17 protein-coding genes and 1 pseudogene are annotated in these 18,197 nt (G+C 39.3%); 5 read left to right on the forward strand and 13 right to left on the reverse strand.

All coding sequences use genetic code 11. The features are described 5' to 3' along the window. Window positions 1-850 precede the first annotated feature (850 nt). From IPU53_RS01365 to IPU53_RS01380, 4 genes are all read right to left on the reverse strand, one after another. Window positions 851-1,762, reverse strand: coding sequence for a DUF1002 domain-containing protein (locus tag IPU53_RS01365; protein ID WP_207446669.1), 912 nt, complete (start codon window positions 1,760-1,762; stop codon window positions 851-853). 55 nt (window positions 1,763-1,817) lie between these two features. Then, window positions 1,818-2,855, reverse strand: a complete 1,038-nt coding sequence (locus IPU53_RS01370; protein WP_207446671.1) for a SepM family pheromone-processing serine protease — start codon at window positions 2,853-2,855, stop codon at window positions 1,818-1,820. A 55-nt stretch (window positions 2,856-2,910) separates the two neighbouring features. Then, a complete protein-coding gene (locus tag IPU53_RS01375; RefSeq protein WP_207446673.1) occupies window positions 2,911-3,594 on the reverse strand; it encodes a phosphoribosylaminoimidazolesuccinocarboxamide synthase in 684 nt (227 codons plus the stop codon). 136 nt (window positions 3,595-3,730) lie between these two features. Continuing rightward, a complete protein-coding gene (locus IPU53_RS01380) occupies window positions 3,731-4,633 on the reverse strand; it encodes a LysR family transcriptional regulator (RefSeq protein WP_207446675.1) in 903 nt (300 codons plus the stop codon). Between the two features lie 395 nt (window positions 4,634-5,028). Here IPU53_RS01380 and gdhA point away from each other — a divergent pair, with 395 nt between their 5' ends. Further along, the gene (gene gdhA / locus IPU53_RS01385; RefSeq protein WP_396019877.1) at window positions 5,029-6,399 is read left to right on the forward strand and encodes an NADP-specific glutamate dehydrogenase; all 1,371 of its coding nucleotides are present in this window, start codon (window positions 5,029-5,031) and stop codon (window positions 6,397-6,399) included. 269 nt (window positions 6,400-6,668) lie between these two features. Here the strand turns inward: gdhA and IPU53_RS01390 are convergent, their stop codons facing one another. Then, window positions 6,669-7,220 carry a sugar O-acetyltransferase gene (locus IPU53_RS01390; protein WP_207446677.1) on the reverse strand — a complete coding sequence of 184 codons (552 nt, stop codon included), beginning with the start codon at window positions 7,218-7,220 and terminating at the stop codon, window positions 6,669-6,671. A 759-nt stretch (window positions 7,221-7,979) separates the two neighbouring features. On the opposite strand from IPU53_RS01390, the gene IPU53_RS01395 reads away from it, so the two are divergent. After that, entirely contained in the window at window positions 7,980-8,567 is a 588-nt protein-coding gene (locus IPU53_RS01395; protein WP_207446679.1) for a nitroreductase family protein, read from the forward strand. A 76-nt stretch (window positions 8,568-8,643) separates the two neighbouring features. On the opposite strand, the gene bioB is transcribed toward IPU53_RS01395, so the two are convergent. Both bioB and IPU53_RS01405 read right to left on the reverse strand, forming a co-directional pair. After that, window positions 8,644-9,636, reverse strand: coding sequence for a biotin synthase BioB (gene bioB, locus IPU53_RS01400; protein WP_207446681.1), 993 nt, complete (start codon window positions 9,634-9,636; stop codon window positions 8,644-8,646). 11 nt (window positions 9,637-9,647) lie between these two features. Beyond that, window positions 9,648-10,235 (reverse strand): biotin transporter BioY, encoded by a 588-nt coding sequence (locus IPU53_RS01405; protein WP_396019878.1) that lies wholly within the window; start codon window positions 10,233-10,235, stop codon window positions 9,648-9,650. A 154-nt stretch (window positions 10,236-10,389) separates the two neighbouring features. Between IPU53_RS01405 and IPU53_RS01410 the strand changes: the two genes are divergently transcribed. The 3 genes from IPU53_RS01410 to IPU53_RS01420 are packed head-to-tail and all read left to right on the forward strand — an operon-like array spanning window position 10,390 to window position 12,134. Further along, window positions 10,390-10,887 carry an RNA polymerase sigma factor gene (locus tag IPU53_RS01410; protein ID WP_207446683.1) on the forward strand — a complete coding sequence of 166 codons (498 nt, stop codon included), beginning with the start codon at window positions 10,390-10,392 and terminating at the stop codon, window positions 10,885-10,887. Beyond that, window positions 10,880-11,449 (forward strand): zf-HC2 domain-containing protein, encoded by a 570-nt coding sequence (locus tag IPU53_RS01415; protein WP_207446685.1) that lies wholly within the window; start codon window positions 10,880-10,882, stop codon window positions 11,447-11,449. Before IPU53_RS01410 ends, IPU53_RS01415 begins: the two co-directional genes overlap by 8 nt. Next, entirely contained in the window at window positions 11,418-12,134 is a 717-nt protein-coding gene (locus IPU53_RS01420; RefSeq protein WP_207446687.1) for a YfjL-like protein, read from the forward strand. The genes IPU53_RS01415 and IPU53_RS01420 overlap by 32 nt, the downstream gene beginning before the upstream one ends. A 247-nt stretch (window positions 12,135-12,381) precedes the next feature. On the opposite strand, the gene IPU53_RS01425 is transcribed toward IPU53_RS01420, so the two are convergent. The 6 genes and pseudogenes from IPU53_RS01425 to IPU53_RS01450 all read right to left on the reverse strand — a co-directional run bounded on the left by IPU53_RS01425 (window position 12,382) and on the right by IPU53_RS01450 (window position 18,055). Further along, window positions 12,382-13,419 (reverse strand): lactonase family protein, encoded by a 1,038-nt coding sequence (locus IPU53_RS01425; RefSeq protein ID WP_207446688.1) that lies wholly within the window; start codon window positions 13,417-13,419, stop codon window positions 12,382-12,384. Window positions 13,420-13,542: 123 nt separating this feature from the next. After that, window positions 13,543-14,538 (reverse strand): Gfo/Idh/MocA family protein, encoded by a 996-nt coding sequence (locus IPU53_RS01430; protein ID WP_207446690.1) that lies wholly within the window; start codon window positions 14,536-14,538, stop codon window positions 13,543-13,545. An 80-nt stretch (window positions 14,539-14,618) separates the two neighbouring features. After that, window positions 14,619-15,452 carry a sugar phosphate isomerase/epimerase family protein gene (locus tag IPU53_RS01435; protein WP_207446692.1) on the reverse strand — a complete coding sequence of 278 codons (834 nt, stop codon included), beginning with the start codon at window positions 15,450-15,452 and terminating at the stop codon, window positions 14,619-14,621. A 72-nt stretch (window positions 15,453-15,524) separates the two neighbouring features. After that, window positions 15,525-16,045 (reverse strand): annotated as a pseudogene (locus IPU53_RS01440) (carbohydrate ABC transporter permease); the annotation flags it as partial. After that, window positions 16,035-16,859, reverse strand: a complete 825-nt coding sequence (locus IPU53_RS01445) for an ROK family transcriptional regulator (protein ID WP_242698001.1) — start codon at window positions 16,857-16,859, stop codon at window positions 16,035-16,037. The gene IPU53_RS01445 and the pseudogene IPU53_RS01440, both read right to left, overlap by 11 nt. A 587-nt stretch (window positions 16,860-17,446) precedes the next feature. Beyond that, window positions 17,447-18,055: a nitroreductase family protein gene (locus IPU53_RS01450; RefSeq protein ID WP_207446696.1), complete on the reverse strand. Its 609-nt coding sequence runs from the start codon at window positions 18,053-18,055 to the stop codon at window positions 17,447-17,449. Window positions 18,056-18,197: the final 142 nt, after the last annotated feature.

An 18,197-nucleotide genomic window follows, 5' to 3' on the forward strand; every position in this document is an offset into this window, starting at 1 on the left:
GTAGATGGTGATTAAAAAAGACTTAGTGTAAACATGCAATTCAGGCATTATGTGGTAGTCGTTTTTTTGCCAACTCCTTGACCACACTTTAACAAAGACATATGACTTTTTAGTAATATAAATTTATGATCAATCCCCTCCCTTTCTGTCTTTTATACATCAGTATGATAACGTTTGCATAATAGATTATTCTTATTTAGTAAGCGCATTCATTTTTATTGTAAGAAAAACGGCTTATTTATTATATACTATATTTAGTATAAAAAACCTTTATTTAGAGTTTGTCCCTTTCATCAATACTAAAGTCAAGCCTCATTAATGTAATTTTGTTTGAATCCTCTAGAAACTGAATACAATTCAACACCCTCTAGAAAAACCCTCTGTAATCGTGTACATTATGTCTTATTCAAGGATATCATGCACCCATGCTTTTATATTGTCATAAAAAATCAAGTCGTCCTAGCGTCGATGACGCCTTATGCTTGATATCGAATACCTTAGTTTAAAATATATACGTAAACAAACTGACTCTTTTCTTACTTTCAAAAAAAGAAGCTGGAACCTAACTAAAATGCTAAATTCCAAAACAAACAATGCATTTTAGTTAGGTTCCAGCGTTAAGTGGGCTACACGGTCACGTCCTGTGACCAGCGCCGCCAAACCCGACTAATACGTCCTTAACGCCTTCGTAACCTAAATCCTGTAGGCCTGAGGAGGCTCACCAGCAAACCGCAGAAAGTGAAATATATTTCCGGAGCGGGGTATATGCACCTAGTAGTTCGGTTTTATCTTAAGTGAAAACACTTTTGTTCCAGCCTCTTTTTCTGTCTCTACTCTCACTGTTTAAAGATCATCCCTTAAAAAAACTAGCAATAGATTCAAATAAATTTTTGAAGAAATTGCTGACACTATCCCAGAAACCTTCGTCTCCGACAACATCTTGAAGCTTGTTCTTAATATCCTTTGAAATATCTTCTAGTTGTTGTTTCACATTGTCGAAGTCAATGTCTAAGGAACGCATTTTTTCGAAAAGATCAATAAGTAATTGCCGATCTTTATCACTTAATTGAATTTCCATTTTACTTAATTGCTCTTCAACAATTTGCTCTACTTCTTCTCTTGTGACCGGGTTTTGATCAGCAATTTGTTTTTTAATTTCTGTTAAAAGCTCGCCAACTTTTTCATCATTTAGGCCTTCTTTATCCGCAAGTTCAGTGGCGATATCAAGCTCTTCATTGGCCACTTCCATTCTTCCCTTGTCTAACTCTTGGCCGCGAGATTCATAAGCCTTATAAATCCCAACTAGTGCAGAGTGCCCCGTAACGGCTACAGGGGAGGCGACTTCCACAACCGCATTTTCCACACCCGCTGTAAGCATTGCATTAGCATACATCTCTTCTGTTACTTCTGTAATGTTTTCTGGTGTAACTCTTTTAATAACGAGCCCTTTTCCTTTATCTTGTAAAGTAATTTTTGCAGAGGAATACATTCTCGAATTCGGATTGCCATCAATTAGGCGTGCCAAGTCGTCCGCTGTCACAATGATTTCCTCCACATTATCAGGGTTTTTCACTTTCAAGATCTTTCTGACTTCCTCTTTTTGAGATTCTGTCAGTGTTTCACCATAAACAACAATAGGAAGTCCAAGTTTCTCATCAATTACATCATCATCGTCATTGGCGGCTAGCGCTGGACTTGCTGCATATAGCAAACATCCAAATGTTAATAATAAAACAAGGAATTTTTTCATTTTGAATTTCATCTTATTCCCTCGCTTTCGTTCCCATTCATGATTTCATTAGAAGTTGGGGATGAACTTATTTCTTAGCTGGTAGTTTTTCCAAATAATCAATCGCCTCTTGCAAGGTTTTAACCGGAACGATCTTTACTTTATATCCTTCTTTTTCTGCCTTATCCAATACATCCTTTTCGTTTGAGTCATAGGGATGAATATCGGCTGGACAGAAGAAAATATCCATACCAGCTTTTTCAACAGCTGTAATTTTCTCACGAATGCCGCCAATTTGCCCGACATGCCCGTCCATATCAATTTCGCCTGTACCAGCTATCTCATATCCTTTGGTGAGATGTTTTTGAGATATCTGATTATAAATCTCTAAGGAAAACATCAGTCCTGCAGATGGCCCCCCGATATCTCCAGCATCAATGCTAATTTGCCTTGATGGGGTAATATTAAATTCATTCTCAGAAACAATTCCAAGCCCGGCCTGATTTGTACTATTAGTTAGTGGCACAAGCTTAATTTTTTCCTTTTTGATTGTCCCTTCTCGGTGAAATTGCAATTCAACAATTTCCCCTGCCTTTTTATGTGATAAATAATTAAGAAAGGTTTGTGCATCCTCTACTTTTTGGTCATCTATTTGCTGAATCACATCACCAATTTCGAGTTTTCCTTTTGCATCGGTATCCTCTCGAATATCCCGTACAAACACACCTGTTGGCTTTATTTCCACCTTTTCTCCAGCAGCACGTAAACCAGCCGCAAAAGCGTGATTTTGCGAACTTTCCATCATATGCTTTAACAAACGATTATATTCATCATCCGTCATATCTCCTCTTACTTCTTTCACCTTCCGCATATCTGTATTGGGGGCTAACCATCCATAGGCTAAATAATAAATATTACTCGCCCTCATGGATAATACTGTCGTCAGGTGCAAATTTCCTGTGAGGTCTTTCTCTCCACCTTCAACAGTAACTTTTGACCTCAGTTCTTCTACTGAGCCAGGTTGGTAAAGATAATATGGAGTCGGGATAAAGAGTGAAATGATCACCAAAACTAAGATAATCGTAAGACTTCTCTTTTTTATCCGCTTTGTAAAAGCTGAATTCATACATGCTCCTTTCCCATTTCTTCATAACCTATTGAAGAAAGTAGCAAATCAAATATTAGGCTTCATTCATTAATTTTTCCAATGCTAATGGTTCGATATAGACTCCATCTTTATAGGCACGCATGTTGCCACCAGAGATCTCGTCAATTAACATCATTTCGCCTGCTTCAGTCTTACCGAACTCAAATTTAATATCATACAATTCGATTCCTTTATTCAAAAGCTCTTTTTTCACTACAGCACCAATTTGCCTTGTGAGTGCTTTTAACTGAGCATATTCATTCAATGACAGAATACCTAATAACTCAAGCGCATCCGCGCTAATCGGTGGATCCTGACGTTCATCATCCTTTAATGTAACTTCGACAAAACCACCAAGATCTTGGCCTTCCGTCGCATATTTCCCATATCGTTTCATAAAACTTCCCGTTGCTCTATAACGACAAATGACTTCTAACCCCGATCCAAAAATCGTAGCGGGCTTTACGATCATTTCCGCCTCATCAAGATGAGCATCCACATAATGAGTGGGAATTTCCTGCTCTCGAAGGATCTCAAAAAAGTGCTTTGTTAGCTTTAAACCTGCTTTACCGGCTCCCTCAATTTGCAGACCTACTGTATTGGCTCCCGGATCAAACACACCGTCTTCCCCTGTTACATCGTCCTTAAATTTCAACAGACAATGGCCATTTTCTAATTCATACACATCTTTTGTTTTCCCACGATATTTTAAGTTCATTCCCCATTTTCCTTTCCATATAAAGTTTGACCTAAGTATAGCAAAAGCATTATTCTTTGTCTTTTTAAATCATATTAAAAAAGGTTTGTTTAACTTTGCCGTAAAAGGGTAAAATTCATTACGAATAGTTATACAGTTACTGATAACCACTTAAACGATCAAAGAAAGCTCTAATAAATTGATAAAAAAGCAATTCCGTAGGCATGAGCGCTCGGTCCTTGGGAATAATAACCCCGACTGTCCGGGTCACTCTTGGTGCATCAATTTCTACTTTGGCGGTCGCTCTTGGCAAGCTATCAATTAATGTAATTTCTGGAAGTAATGTTACACCTAGGCCAGCAGATACAAGTCCTTTAATGGCATCAATATCCATACCTTCAAATCCGACCTGAGGCTCAAATCCATGCTGTTTACAGGCATTTACAACCAAATCACGTAAAATATAGCCTTGAGGTGATAAAATAAAAGCATCGTTTCTTAAATCATCTAAGGAAATGGATTTTTTTTTCGCTAAAGGATGGTTAGATGGTAATAATGCGACAAGATTTTCTAGAAAAAGAATTTCGCTTTTTACACGAGGCTCTTCCTTGGGAACAGGACCTAAAAGAGCCATGTCAATGTCACCCTTGATCACACTGTCGATTAAATTATAATAGGCACCTTGGTGAAGTTGGAAATTAACATCTGGAGAATCTTTTCTGAAAGCAGAAACAACAGAAGGCAATAGATAGGCAGAAAGGCTACTCGGAAAGCCAATACGGACTGTTCCCTTTTTAGGATCGAGATTTTCTTCAATTTCCCGTTTTGCTTGTTCGATTACATCCATCGCCTGTTCCATCTTTTTCAAAAACATTTGTCCAATATGTGTCAGACGGATATTTCTACCTTCTCGGATAAAAAGGTTCACACCGAGTTCAGTCTCCAAGTTTACAATTTGTCGACTGACTGCAGATTGTGCGACATGTAAGGCATCAGCCGCATCAGTCATATGTTCGCGCTTAGCAACTTCAATAAAATACTGAATCTGTCTTAATTCCAAAATGCCACCCCTTTCTGCGATTAATATCAATATGATATAGATATTATCTAATATCCATATTGTTTAGATTAATTATAAAAGATAAAATATCTCTTAACAACATATCTAGTTCGAGTTTGCTTGCTTTTGTTAGTAATTCTTGTTCAGAAAGACAGATAAAAGGATCAAGTCATGAAAAGCACTGATATCCTGCACATCGAAAGTTCGAGGCAAAGCAGTGGAAAGAAAGCTAACGAACTTATACGTGTGTAGTGAATTTGACGTTTTGTCACAAACATGGCGTTACTTAAGTAGCAGACCCTCTTTCATGAAATGTTATTTTTACCGGACTTTTTGAACAGCCTCTATTTAGTGAATGTAGTAAAGGAGTGGAAAAAATGGCGATGGTGACAAATATGAATGAAACAAATCAAAATATGCAATCGGCAAAAAGCTATATCGATAACGTATACGAAACAGTAGTTAAACGCGGCCCTCACGAAGAAGAGTTTCTTCAAGCAGTTAAGGAAATCTTTCAATCACTAACCCCAGTGTTTGCGAAAAATCCCAAATATATCGAGCACAATATTCTAGAAAGAGTAGTGGAACCCGAAAGATTAATTTCATTTCGGGTGCCATGGGTAGATGATCAAGGCAAGGTGCAAGTCAATCGTGGTTTTCGTGTTCAGTTTAATAGCGCAATTGGTCCTTACAAAGGCGGTTTACGTTTTCATCCATCTGTTAATGCCAGTATTATAAAATTTTTAGGTTTTGAACAAATCTTTAAAAACGCATTAACGGGTCAAGCAATTGGAGGCGGAAAAGGCGGATCAGACTTCGATCCTAAAGGAAAATCAGATGCGGAAGTCATGCGCTTTACGCAAAGCTTTATGACAGAACTTTCACGATACATCGGCTCTGATGTAGATGTTCCTGCTGGTGATATCGGCGTTGGCGCTCGTGAGATTGGCTACATGTTCGGACAGTATAAACGATTACGCGGACATTTTGATGCAGGGGTACTAACAGGAAAAGGTGTAGATTATGGTGGCAGCCTTGGTCGTACCGAAGCAACCGGCTATGGTACGGTTTATTTTGTTGAAGAAATGCTGCGCGATCAGGATCTAGGCTTTTCTGGCAGCACGGTTGTTGTTTCCGGCTCAGGGAATGTTTCGATCTATGCGATTGAAAAAGCGCAAGAATACGGTGCAAAGGTTGTTGCATGCAGTGATTCCAATGGGTATATTTATGATGAAAAAGGAATCTGCCTTGATACCTTAAAGAGACTAAAAGAAGTTGAAAGATGCCGAATTTGTGAATATGTGAAAGAACATCCTCATGCGGAATACCATGAAGGCAGTGAAAATATCTGGACTATTCCTTGTGATATTGCTCTTCCATGTGCAACACAAAATGAAATTAATGAGGAATCTGCAAAGATTCTTGTCTCTAATGGTGTAAAAGCTGTTGGAGAAGGTGCGAATATGCCATCTGATCTTGGGGCCGTTGATGTATTTTTGGAAAACAAGATTTTATTTGCTCCAGGAAAAGCTGCGAATGCTGGTGGTGTTGCTGTTTCTGCACTTGAAATGGCTCAAAATAGTTCTCGTATTCCGTGGTCATTTGAAAAAGTGGATACAAAATTGAAGGAAATTATGGTTGATATTTACCAAAACAGCATGCGCGCATCAGAAGAATATGGCTATTCTGGTAACCTAGTTGTTGGTTCTAATATTGCAGGCTTTGTAAAAGTTGCAGATGCTATGATCATGCAAGGCGTGATCTAAACTTGTACTAAAAAGATCCCTATCGATCCTGATAGGGATTTTTTTAGTCTTTTAAATTGTCTTTTCCAGGTCAAGATGGGCATACATGATAAGGAATCCAGCACAAAAAGAAGGACAGGACATCTTCGCCCTTGTCCTTGTCCCTCAACGTGGAAAAAACGTCATTTTTATGTTTGGTCTACCACATTACATTCGGAGAAATTGGCACAGAGAAATCATGCTACACATTCTTACGCGGTATAATAAATGCTGCAATGCAAATAATCAGATTATAGTGTGCGGATTACTTTGCAGGGATTCCCAACAGCTAAGCTTTTTGGCGGGATATCCTTTGTAACTACACTTCCCGCGCCAATCACACTGTTCGCACCGATCGTCACGCCCGGCAGTATTATGGCCCCTGTACAAATCCACACATTATCGCCAATCGTTACAGGGGATGCATATTCCAATCCTGCCAGACGTTGTTCTACATCCATTGCGTGTTTTTCCGTTACGATACAAACGTTAGGAGCAATAAATACATTGTCTCCGATCGTAATTTTTCCGCTATCCATGAGTTTACAGTTGACGTTCAGGAAAAAATTATCGCCCACAGAGGTATTATACCCATAAGTACAGAATAGTGGCTGCTCCACAACGCAGTTGTCTCCAGTCTCGCCCAGCAATTCGCGTATAGCTGCCTGCCGCGCATCGTGATCCAAAGGGTGTATATTATTGTAATCGTACAGCTTTTTCACAGTTACATCACGGTCTGCGACAAGTTCGGGGTCACCCGGTTGGTATAACATGCCTGCATGTGATTTTTCTTTTTCTGTCATTTTTTACACCTCACAAAATAGTTGATTTATTTCTTCGTTTCTCACTATACTGCGACATTTAACTTCTCCCATTTTTCTGCATCGGTCGAGGTTGGCTCTCTTGCTACATATGTAAGAGTAAATACATACTGCGTGTCCATTATAACAACTACTTGGCACGTTCAGCCACACCATCTTAATATCTTTTTGTACTCGTATAGGACATTGCTAATTCACGGGGCTTCAGAGGCATATCAAGGCTCCTTCTAAAGTAGTAAAATAGTAGTGAATTCAAGATAAAATCTTGAAAATGCATATATATCAAGGAGTTCAGCAGATAATCCATAATTTTATCCCGAATTAACTGGCAGTAAGACCCCACTTCAAGAATTCGAGGTGTAAACGAGAATTGTAAGGTGGGGACAACTGGCATGGTTCAGGCCTGCAGGACGCAGGTCACAAAGGCGTAGCGACGTATAGGATATACTAGTGCAGACGAAGCGACAGGACGTCGCGTTTGAGTCTGCCAACAGGATGTTGCGAATTTAGCCTTTAATCCTTAACATTCAGTGGGGGGATGAAAAATCCCCACTGAATGAAGTTTCACTTTATGATAAAATAGTCTTTGATTGGTCAGGCTTCCATTGTGATTGTCGAAGGAAACATGGCTCGGATGAAATATACATTTCCCTTTTGAAATAGTCATGTTCGGTTAACCTATTTCTTCCATCTTTATGGAAGATGACTTCATTGAGAAACATTAAAGGAGGATATACAAGTATGAATGCAAAGGATCATCGAAAAGCGATTTATAATATAGATCCGATTTTTTTAGAACGTTGGTCACCACGGGCGTTTAGTCAGAAAGAAATTCCTGAAGAGTTACTGAATGGAATACTAGAAGCAGCAAGCTGGGCACCTTCTGCAGCTAATATACAACCATGGCGATTTATCATTGCACGAAAAAATGAAGATCGCAACCACTTCTACTCATTTATTAATGAAGGCAATCTCACTTGGTGTAAAAAAGCGCCTGTCCTTATTTTAGTAATGTCTAAAACCTCAACAGATCGCGGGCCAAGCGTTTCCCATGCTTTTGATGCAGGTACGGCTTGGGGCTTCCTCTCATTAGAAGCAGCCAAAAAGGGAGTCATCACCCATGCCATGGGAGGCTTCAACCGAGATAAAGCTCGTGAAGAACTAGGAATATCTGCTGAGTACCAGCTCCACGCTGTTGTCGCTGTTGGTTATTTAGGAGAAATAAGCGAATTATCCGAAGAGCACCAACTACGCGAAAAGCCATCTGATCGACGTCCTCTTAAAGAAACAGTGTTTGAAGGAACCTTTGGAAATTCCCTCAAACTATAAAGTGAAATTTCAATTCTATTAAAAAGGCAACCGTGCAAACCATTTTAGCGGCTTGCTCAGTTGCCTTTTATCATTGTTAAATCTGAGCCATTTCAACGAACTCAACCTCAAAGCCCATATCCTCCAACATCTTCTGGTCAGTTAACCCAGCATTGCCTGTTGTTGTCAAATAATCGCCGACGAAGATCGAATTAGCTGGATACAGACCAAGAGGCTGCAGGCTTCTTAAATTTACTTCTCTCCCCCCGGAAATCCGAATTTCCTTACGCGGATTGATAAACCGAAAGAGACAAAGTACCTTCAAACAAAAACGAGGATTCAATTCGTCTGTTCCTTCTAATGGAGTGCCCTCTATCGCATGTAAGAAATTAACAGGAATAGAGTCTGCATCAAGTTGCTTTAAGCTACGTGCCATATCGATTATATCTTCCAGCGTTTCTTTCATCCCAATAATAACACCTGAGCACGGAGAAATGTCCGCTTGTTTAATGGTTTCTACTGTATCTACTCGATCTTCATATGTATGGGAAGTCGTGATATTGGGATGATGAAAGTTAGATGTATTGATATTATGGTTATAACGATCAACCCCGGCTTCTTTTAATCTTTTCGCTTGTTCTGGCTTTAAAATCCCTAAACATGCACAAACTGTCATCTGATGGTATGTCTGCTTGATCTCCTTTACTGCCTCCACAACGATATCCAACTCTCTGTTGGCCGGTCCTCGCCCACTTGCCACAATACAATAGGTTCCTGCCTTTAATCCATAGGCTCTCCTTGCTCCTGCTACGATTTCCTCTTTTTTCATCATCGAATATTTTTCTACTGGCGCTTTCGATACAATAGATTGAGCACAATAGCCGCAATTCTCCGGACATAAACCAGACTTCGTATTCATAATCATATTTAATTTTACTTTCTTTCCAAAATAATGCTTTCGAATTTGATATGCCGCTTGTAATAAAGGTAGGAGTTCCTCATCAGAACATTGCAATATTGCCATTGCCTCTGCTTCCGATAATTCTTCCCCACTCAAAACTCTCGTAGTCATTTTTTCAAAGCTTCCCATTTCCATTCTCCCTACCTTCTTTTCACAATCTTTTGCATTCTATGGGCGAACATACCGGCAAGAACCGCTAAGAGAATATCTTTTGGGAGTGGAAAGGCCATCCACACCCAAACAAGTTTATAGGAAAATGCCTCTGGCGCATGAGCCCATACTTTATAAGCTATGTACATCCAGTTCGTTCCAATTATGTAACTGATCAGTGTACCGATTAAGGGAGCTAGAATATAGCTAACCAGACTTGGCTTTTTTTCAATGATCTTCCCAGTAATATAGGCCGTTAAAATAAAAGTTAAAATAAAACCGAATGTCGGACTGAGAATTTGTGCAAATCCTCCCTGAAACTTAGCAAATACTGGAGCTCCCATTAAGCCGATAAATGCATATACTGCCATCGATAAAGCACCAAGGCGACTACCTATAAAGGCACCTGCTAATACGGCAAAAAAAGGTTGCAACGTAATAGGAACTCCTCCTATCACAAGAAATGGAACAAAAGAGGTAATATTTGTACCAATCATCATCAGTGCAGCAAACATCCCTACATATGTGATATCTAGTGCGGTTAACTTATTATGAGTCCTCGTGGTGACCGTATTCACTCTTTCCACCTCATTCTCCTTTATATAAGATAAGAATAAAGGAAATGGAGTTTATATGTCAACCTATAATTTAAATTGGTTAACATATATTTTTTGAAACGAAATCCTCACTCATGCTACTACACTATTGAAAAGGGAAATCGGGAGGGGCATTATGCAAGAGCTCGAAAAGCAATATACAGAGATTCAGCCTAAGATTTTTGCCTTCTTTTATATAAAAGTACAGAATCAATCCATTGCAGAGGAATTAACTCAAGATGTATTTTACCAGGCTGTCAAAGGGTTTCATTCTTTTTCTGGCAAATCAACGCTAAAAACCTGGATTTTCTCCATTGCCAATAATCGTTTAAAAACCTATTACCGTTCTAAAAAGTATGCACGTTCTCTAAATGATAAAATCACCAATCAGACAGTGCAGCACCAGACTTCTCCGGAAGAATGGATGATTCATAAAGAAGAGCACCAGCGTCTTCAAACCTATTTGAAAGAATTATCTCCTGCCATAAGAGAAATTATGATTTTACGATTATATGGTGAATTATCTTTTAAAGAAATTGGTGAGTTAGTGAGTCAAAGTGAAAATTACGTACGCCTTGCCTTTCATCGAGCCAAAATTAAATTAAAAAACGAAATGAGGGAATTTGATGGATAGAGATTGCTATATTGTCGAGGATTTGCTCCCCCTTTACAACGAAGGTTTGTTACATGAGGAAACTGCGCGTTGGTTGGAATCACATATACAATCTTGTGAGCATTGCCAAAAGCTTGCCTCCCTTTCACAAGAACCGATTGAACAAGAACCGATCCATTCTTCCCTTGATAATGAGAAAATGCTCAAAAAAATCAATCTTAGGCTATCCTTCTATCAGATTATTTTTATTGCTATTTCTTTTATCTTGGCAATGAAGACTTCATTACTAAATGAGAGTTTCGGGTTTATTTTAACCTATACGATTCTCGGATTGATAACGTATCTATTTTATAGAAGGATGACAATCGTCGTGGTGATTGCTTCTTTACCCAATTTTATTTGGTCGATGGTTGATAGTTTATCCAATGAATCCACCTTTTTTCACGCCGTGGCTGGCTCTCTCTTTCTAGCCTGTCTACATTTAATTTTTGCGGTCATTGGCGGCGTAATTGGATTGCTCGCTTTAAAATTAAAAGAAAGTGGTGATGGAAATGATGAAGAAGAGAAAATGGATATACATTAGTTTGATTTTGCTTCTTGTTCTCCCTATATTAATTCTTTATAACGCTTTTAATGGCAATCCCCTTTCAAAATGGATCGCTGCTTCCACTCTTAATAAATATTTACAAGAAACCTATCCAAACCAAGAATTCAATACAGATAAAGGCTTTTACAATTTTAAAATTGGTGGGTATTCCTTCGATGTAAACAAAATTGGAGGCGAAGACCAAGAGAACTATGAGTTTAATGTGACCGGATTCTTTCAACCAACCGTCACTTATGATGAAATCTATTATGCTAATTTAGATGAACCATTAATTGAAAAATGGCAAGAGGAAGCAGCAGTTGAGTTACAAGACATCTTCAAGGACATTCAAGCGATTGTCTACATCGAAGTCCAACTTGAAGTTCTGAAGGACTCCTACGCTTTTCAAACTGACTGGGATAAGGATTTACAGCTTGAAAAACCTATGTATATTCATGTCTTAATGGATGCTGGTCAGCTATCTAAAACAGAGCTTGTGGAAGAAATGAAAAAGATGCAACGCGATTTAGAATCTGCAGGATACACATACGATGTAGTCAATATCAATGCTAATCTGTTCGATGAGGATTTAAAGGATGATCAGGGCTATGTCAAATACGCAAGCTCTTTTACCGAGGACCAAAAGATTTCTTTGCGGGATATCGAGGAATATGATCAGTAAAAACAATAGCGCAAGCGCCTTGATCTAGGAAGAAAGGCTAAATTTGCAACGTCCTGGCGGCAGACTCAAACCGCGACGTCCTGTCGCTTCGTCTGCACTAGTACATCCTATACGTCGCAACACCTTTCTGAGCAATATCCTGTATGTCGCGACACCATGCGACCTATTCACAAGCTAAGTTTTTATAAGTTCATAAGCATCAAGCAAGAGACCATCAACATTCGCTGATGGTCTCTTAATTATGCCCTTATAAAAACTTCACACAAACCGCTTCTGGAACTTCTATTTCAGAATCAAGCTGGGTCAATTTCCCTGTCTCTTGATCACGAGCAAAGAGGACAAGATTGTCCGTATGCTGGTTAGCTGCAACAAGGTAGGCACCGCTTGGATCCAAGCAAAAATCGCGTGGCCATTCTCCACCAGTCGGTGTGCATTCAATAAATGTTACCTTTCCACTTGTCTCATCCACTCGGAAAACAGCGATACTATCGTGACCACGATTTCCCGCGTACACAAAACGACCGTCCGGGGAAATATGAATGGCACTCGCATCATTTTGTCCTTCAAAGTCTTCTGGCTTCGCCAAAATCGTTTGTTTTTCAGTAAAACTGCCTGTTTGTTGATCATAATCAAGGACGATCACTTCAGTAGATAGCTCTGTTAAAAGATAAGCCCACCTACCATTTGGATGGAAAGTAATATGGCGCGGACCAGTTCCTGGTTTTACATGAAGTGTTTGAACTCTTTTTAGTACGCTATTTTCTATCTTATAAGTTACGACCTCATCCGTCCCAAGATCGGCCACAACAACATATTTTTGATCAGGTGTTAGCCCTGTAAAATGAACATGTGGCTTTTCCTGACGCTCATGAGGACCGTTTCCTTGATGGTTGCACACATCCAATACAGGTTCTACCCTCCCTTCATGGTTAATATCATAGAGGTTCACTCTTCCCTCATGATAATTACCAGTAAGAAGGTGATCACCATAAACATCTAAATGGCAAGGGGGAGCACCTTCCTCTACCTCGGTGTTTAACGGCTTTAGTTCTCCGGCATCGTTCGTAATTTCAAAAGCCGCTACACCACCAAATTTCTCCTGTTGAGCAACCGAATACAGAAATTTGCGGTCTTCGCTGATAACAAGATAAGTAGGACTTCCCACTTCAGCCGCCACTTCAGGTTCACTTACTTTTCCAGTAATGGTGTCAAGCGTAAAACGATAAATGCCTTTACTGCTTTGTCGTGTATATGTACCGACATAGCCTATGTATTGTTTTCCCATCTCTCTATCTCCTCCAATTATTCCTTTCTGTCCTCATTATATCATTGGATAGAGAAAACGAAACTATCGCCCCTCGTTCTCCCCTAACCAAAAACAGGAGGCGTTCAGTACGCCTCCCATCTATTAAATCGACAGAGCAGAATGGCTGTAACTATCTAGGGAAACAGTCTCCCCCGTCTCAGCTGATTGATTTGCTGCCAGTGTCACCGCCAATGTTTTTAATCCGTCTGTGTACGTGGCGCGAATGAGCCCTGGATTACCGGTCCGTACTGCTTCGATAAAAGCATTATCCTGTTCCACATAAAAATCCTTATTTGTCCGATACTCTATTCGTTTTCCATCTTCTATGATGGTAACAGTGCTAAAAGTAACTTCTACGCGAAAATCTTTCCCCAGAATTTCAACACCTGTTCTAAAATCTGGTTGTGTCAATGTACAATCCAAGTGCCCTACTGCACCAGAGGCAAATCGACAATTAATCGATGAAACATCAGGTATGTCTATATTCTCAATCTCATTCAGGACCTGTAGAGACATATCCGCAGAAACCCGTTCAATATCGCCCGCTAAATAACGCATCAGATCCATCACATGTGTCGATTGTTCAACCAATTGACCTCCAGATTTATCCTTTTCGCGGAACCAAGGTGTTGGAACAAAGCCTCCTAAATATTGTCCACGGACCATCGCAATCTTTTTATCTTTTAAATATTCATTTGCCTTTGGTAACACATCAATATACCGGAGACAATACCCTGATGCGTTGATAATACCTGCCGCTTCAATCGCATCTGCTTTTGCATGAGCAGTCTTCAAATCAAGGGCAACTGGTTTTTCAATAAATAGGTGGATTCCACGTGCGGCCGCCTTTTCCTCAATATCTCCATGAGCAAAAGGGGGCACACAAACAAACAATGCATCCAACGTCTCGTTTTCTAGTAAAGTATCCGCATCCGTATAAAACGTCGAGATCCCTAATTTCTTTGCTTGACTTTCTGCTGTAACTGCGTTCACATCGCAAATCGCTACAATTTCAGCTTCTTTGTTAGCCGCTACACTTTTGAGATGAACAGAACCGATCCCACCGACACCAATAAATCCCACTTTTACCTTTTCCATACAATCTCTCCTCTCCAATTTAAAACATCTTCCAAAAGCTTTTTCCTACTCCAGGTTCTGATTGAAACTGGCTATAGTCCTTACATCATCACTCTGTTCTTTTCCGCACTCCCAATGATCGCATCCATTTGGCTTGATGTATCATGAGCAAGTTGTTCAGGCTTAAATGGATACGGCGTTAATTCGGCCGTAATCGTATCATGATAATCGATTTTCACCAATGCCTCAGCTACCGACTTCCAATTAACCGCCCCAGCCAAAAGTGGCACGAAGCCGTTTGCTTCACTAAAGTCTTTTACATGGACTTTGAAGATCCGCTCTCCTAAACTATGAATCCAGTGTTCCGGGTAGCCAAAGCGGAGCACATTCCCAACATCAAAGTAAGCACCCAGATACTTGGAATCCAACTCGTCTATATAACGAACCATTTCCATTGGGGATAGCAGAAATTTATTCCAAACGTTTTCAACACCAATTTTAACTTCATATCGTTCAGCAATTGGTAAGTGCTCCCCTAATGCCGCTTGACTGCGCTCATAACAAGCCTCATACGTTGTATCTGGGGTGACAGCACCTGGAACAACGAGAATCGTGTCTACTCCCATGATAGACGCTAACTCTAATTGTTTTTGCACCACTTGTTTTCCTTGGCTCCTAACACTTTCATCCGCAGCAGAAAGCGGCGTTTGCCATAACAACGAAGTAGATAGACTACGCAGTTGAAGCCCGGCATCTTGTGCCTGCTTAGCAATTTGTTCTGCCTCATCTGATGTTGTCTCCATCGTTAAACCGATACTGCCCACAGGATTCACATTGAGTTCAACTGCATCGAAACCTGCTGCTCGGCTATATTCAAATACTTTGTCTAGCGATGTTCCTTCAGGATAGCACCACTGATTGATTCCTTTTAACATCCAATCCCCTCTTTCTTTTATATAAATAAACTGTTGAATATACACGAATGGAAAATGACTATTTCTACGGGATTACCCCTTTGAGCCTGTAATGGCAATCCCCTCAATAAATTGTTTCTGTAGCAAGATAAACACCACCACCATCAGCCATATCGCTAATACAGACCCCGCCATTAACAAAGAGTAGTCTGTTGTATGTTCTCCCTGGAGTGATGCAAGACCGGCGGAAAGGGTCATTTTATCAGGAGAACTATTAATGGCCACATTAAGTCATTCCACGACCAAAGGGCGGTAAAGATTGCTAAAGCTAATAAGCCTGGTTTCACTAAAGGCAGCATAATATGCCAATAGACTTGAAAGTGATTACCTCCATCTAGCTTAGCCGCTTCTTCGAGCTCATTTGGTAATATCATAAAAAATTGTCTTAAGAGGAAGGTCCCGAATGCGCTAAATAATCCTGGTACAATCAGCGCCTGTATCGAATTCAACCAACCTAGTTTGGACATAATCAGATACTGTGGTAATAAAAAGACTTGGTTTAGCACCATTAAAACAGATAACATTAAAAGAAATAAAATATTTCTACCCGGAAACCAATTCAATCATTTTGCTATACTCCCTTTTGCCAATAGAAGCATAAATTCTGGAATGAATAGCGGGCCAACTTACATAACTTTCCAGGCAGCCTTTATTCCCGCACTCACACCGAATTCCATTACTTTCCACAATGGTATGGCCAAATTCACCAGCCCCTCCCTTATGTCCACGAAATAGGCTATTATTTAGAACAATCCCAGCCCCGACGCCATCACTAAGAATGACGTATAGAATATTTTTATAATCTTGGTAATCTCCTATTTCTTTCTCAGCTAAAACGGCTGCATTTGAATCATTATCAAGCCAGGTTTTAATATTAAATTTTTCTTCAAATATTTGTTTCAAGCGCACATCCTTAAGCATTAATTTAGAATTGTAACGGATGATACCGCTTCCGTAGTCAACAATACCAGGAGCAACGAGCGATATGCCGATACATTTTTCCTTATCTACCATTTTATTAAAAAATGCATCCGCAACACTTAGTAAAAAATCAATGTACTCTATTCCTTTTCTTTCTTCAGCGTCAAAAGAAACTTTATTGATAATCCTTGGGTTTAAATCCAGTTTTCCTACTGTAATGGCAGTATTAGAGATAGATAGACAAACGATAAAATAACGATTTGATGAAAAATGTAGAAGGATCGGCTTTCTTCCACCACTTGATGCTCCCGGTTGTTCTTCATAAACTAATCCATCCTGAATTAAATGATTTACGGCTGATGTTACGGTAGTAAGGCTTAAATGATGCCTTTTTGCTATTTCGCTTTTGGAAATAGGTCCCTCTTTTCTAATCGTATTCAGCACCATAAATTGATTCAATTCTTGAATAAGCTTTAAATGGCCTGTTCTTCGCAAATGATCACTTCCATAAAGGCTTACTTTAACTTTGGCGCCTTAAACTTATAAATACATCACATGGTTGAGTAAATATTAGAGTGTATTCTGGGAGATAAGTAACTTGATCCTATTAAAATAGTCATTTGAGGTATAACTAGAAAATCCTGTAGGTGTTTGTGGAAAAATTCTAAGATGTCACATCATAAATTGCTTTCTTCAGTGACTTTAGTAAGTTGTTCTCATCATACAATTTTTATAAATCATCTGGCAATACTTTTTCTGATTTTTCGGATATAAACTTCTCATCAAAATTTAGCATAAATCGACTATTCCTATTTAAATTGCTTCACAGAAAAACAGTCATGAGAGGAATCCCATAAAAGGTTGAGGCAGTCTCCCTTGTACATAAGGCGGGAGCGAAGCCACTTGATTTCAGGCCTAAAGTCTACTTCCTATCACCTTACTTATTATGTTATGAATAGAAACTCTCTAGTGTAGTTCCGCCCTTTTCCACAGAAAAGAGGCACGCCTATTAAGACGTCCCTCTACATTATTTCTTATTTAAAAACTTTCATTCTTTCTTCAAGACTATTAAATTGCTTTTCTCCAGCTGCAGCTGTTGGTTGTCCAAATGGCATTTGAGACACTAGGCTCCAGTTGCTTGGGATATCCCAGACTTTTTGCACAGCATCGTCAATAATTGGATTATAGTGTTGAAGAGAGGCACCTAATCCTTCTACTTGTAAAGAAGTCCAAACAATATATTGTAACATTCCTGAAGATTGCAAGGAATAATCAGGCATTTTATCTTGATACAAAGGAAATCTCTCTTGTAAATCCTTGACCACTGATTGGTCTTCAAAGAATAAAACTGTTCCATATCCATTACGGAAGGAAGCCATTTTATCAGCTGTTGGTTGGAAATTTTCAGCTGGAACGATTTCTTTTAGTGCCGATTCTGTTAAATTCCAAAGTTTATCATGATTTTTACCTAGAAGTACAACAGCTCTTCCACTTTGTGAATTAAACGCAGACGGAGCATGTTTGATAGCATAAGCGACAATTTCTTCAATTCTCTCATCTGAAATAGGCGATTGCTTGCTAATGCTATATGCAGAGCGTCTATCCTCTACCGCTTTAAAAAAATCCTGTTTTGTTTCAATCATGTTGACCTCTCCTTACTGAACATTATCTACAATTTACTAATGAAACCTCATTAGTTACTTTACGTAAGTAACTATAGAATAAATATGTTATAATGTCAATAAAGTGAACCTTCAATCAGTGGGGGTTTTCTTTCATCCCCCA

Source organism: Bacillus sp. SD088, from assembly GCF_017355205.1.
GTDB lineage: Bacteria > Bacillota > Bacilli > Bacillales > Bacillaceae_C > Lederbergia.

Excerpts from the sequence above, each read along its gene's own strand:
- IPU53_RS01365 (WP_207446669.1), bottom strand. The coding sequence starts at position 1,762 with ATGAAATTCAAAATGAAAAAATTCCTTGTTTTATTATTAACATTTGGA.
- IPU53_RS01370 (WP_207446671.1), bottom strand. The coding sequence starts at position 2,855 with ATGAATTCAGCTTTTACAAAGCGGATAAAAAAGAGAAGTCTTACGATT.
- IPU53_RS01375 (WP_207446673.1), bottom strand. The coding sequence starts at position 3,594 with ATGAACTTAAAATATCGTGGGAAAACAAAAGATGTGTATGAATTAGAA.
- gdhA (WP_396019877.1), top strand. The coding sequence starts at position 5,029 with ATGAATGAAACAAATCAAAATATGCAATCGGCAAAAAGCTATATCGAT.
- IPU53_RS01390 (WP_207446677.1), bottom strand. The coding sequence starts at position 7,220 with ATGACAGAAAAAGAAAAATCACATGCAGGCATGTTATACCAACCGGGT.
- IPU53_RS01395 (WP_207446679.1), top strand. The coding sequence starts at position 7,980 with ATGAATGCAAAGGATCATCGAAAAGCGATTTATAATATAGATCCGATT.
- bioB (WP_207446681.1), bottom strand. The coding sequence starts at position 9,636 with ATGGGAAGCTTTGAAAAAATGACTACGAGAGTTTTGAGTGGGGAAGAA.
- IPU53_RS01410 (WP_207446683.1), top strand. The coding sequence starts at position 10,390 with ATGCAAGAGCTCGAAAAGCAATATACAGAGATTCAGCCTAAGATTTTT.
- IPU53_RS01415 (WP_207446685.1), top strand. The coding sequence starts at position 10,880 with ATGGATAGAGATTGCTATATTGTCGAGGATTTGCTCCCCCTTTACAAC.
- IPU53_RS01420 (WP_207446687.1), top strand. The coding sequence starts at position 11,418 with ATGATGAAGAAGAGAAAATGGATATACATTAGTTTGATTTTGCTTCTT.
- IPU53_RS01425 (WP_207446688.1), bottom strand. The coding sequence starts at position 13,419 with ATGGGAAAACAATACATAGGCTATGTCGGTACATATACACGACAAAGC.
- IPU53_RS01430 (WP_207446690.1), bottom strand. The coding sequence starts at position 14,538 with ATGGAAAAGGTAAAAGTGGGATTTATTGGTGTCGGTGGGATCGGTTCT.
- IPU53_RS01435 (WP_207446692.1), bottom strand. The coding sequence starts at position 15,452 with ATGTTAAAAGGAATCAATCAGTGGTGCTATCCTGAAGGAACATCGCTA.
- IPU53_RS01445 (WP_242698001.1), bottom strand. The coding sequence starts at position 16,859 with ATGGTGCTGAATACGATTAGAAAAGAGGGACCTATTTCCAAAAGCGAA.
- IPU53_RS01450 (WP_207446696.1), bottom strand. The coding sequence starts at position 18,055 with ATGATTGAAACAAAACAGGATTTTTTTAAAGCGGTAGAGGATAGACGC.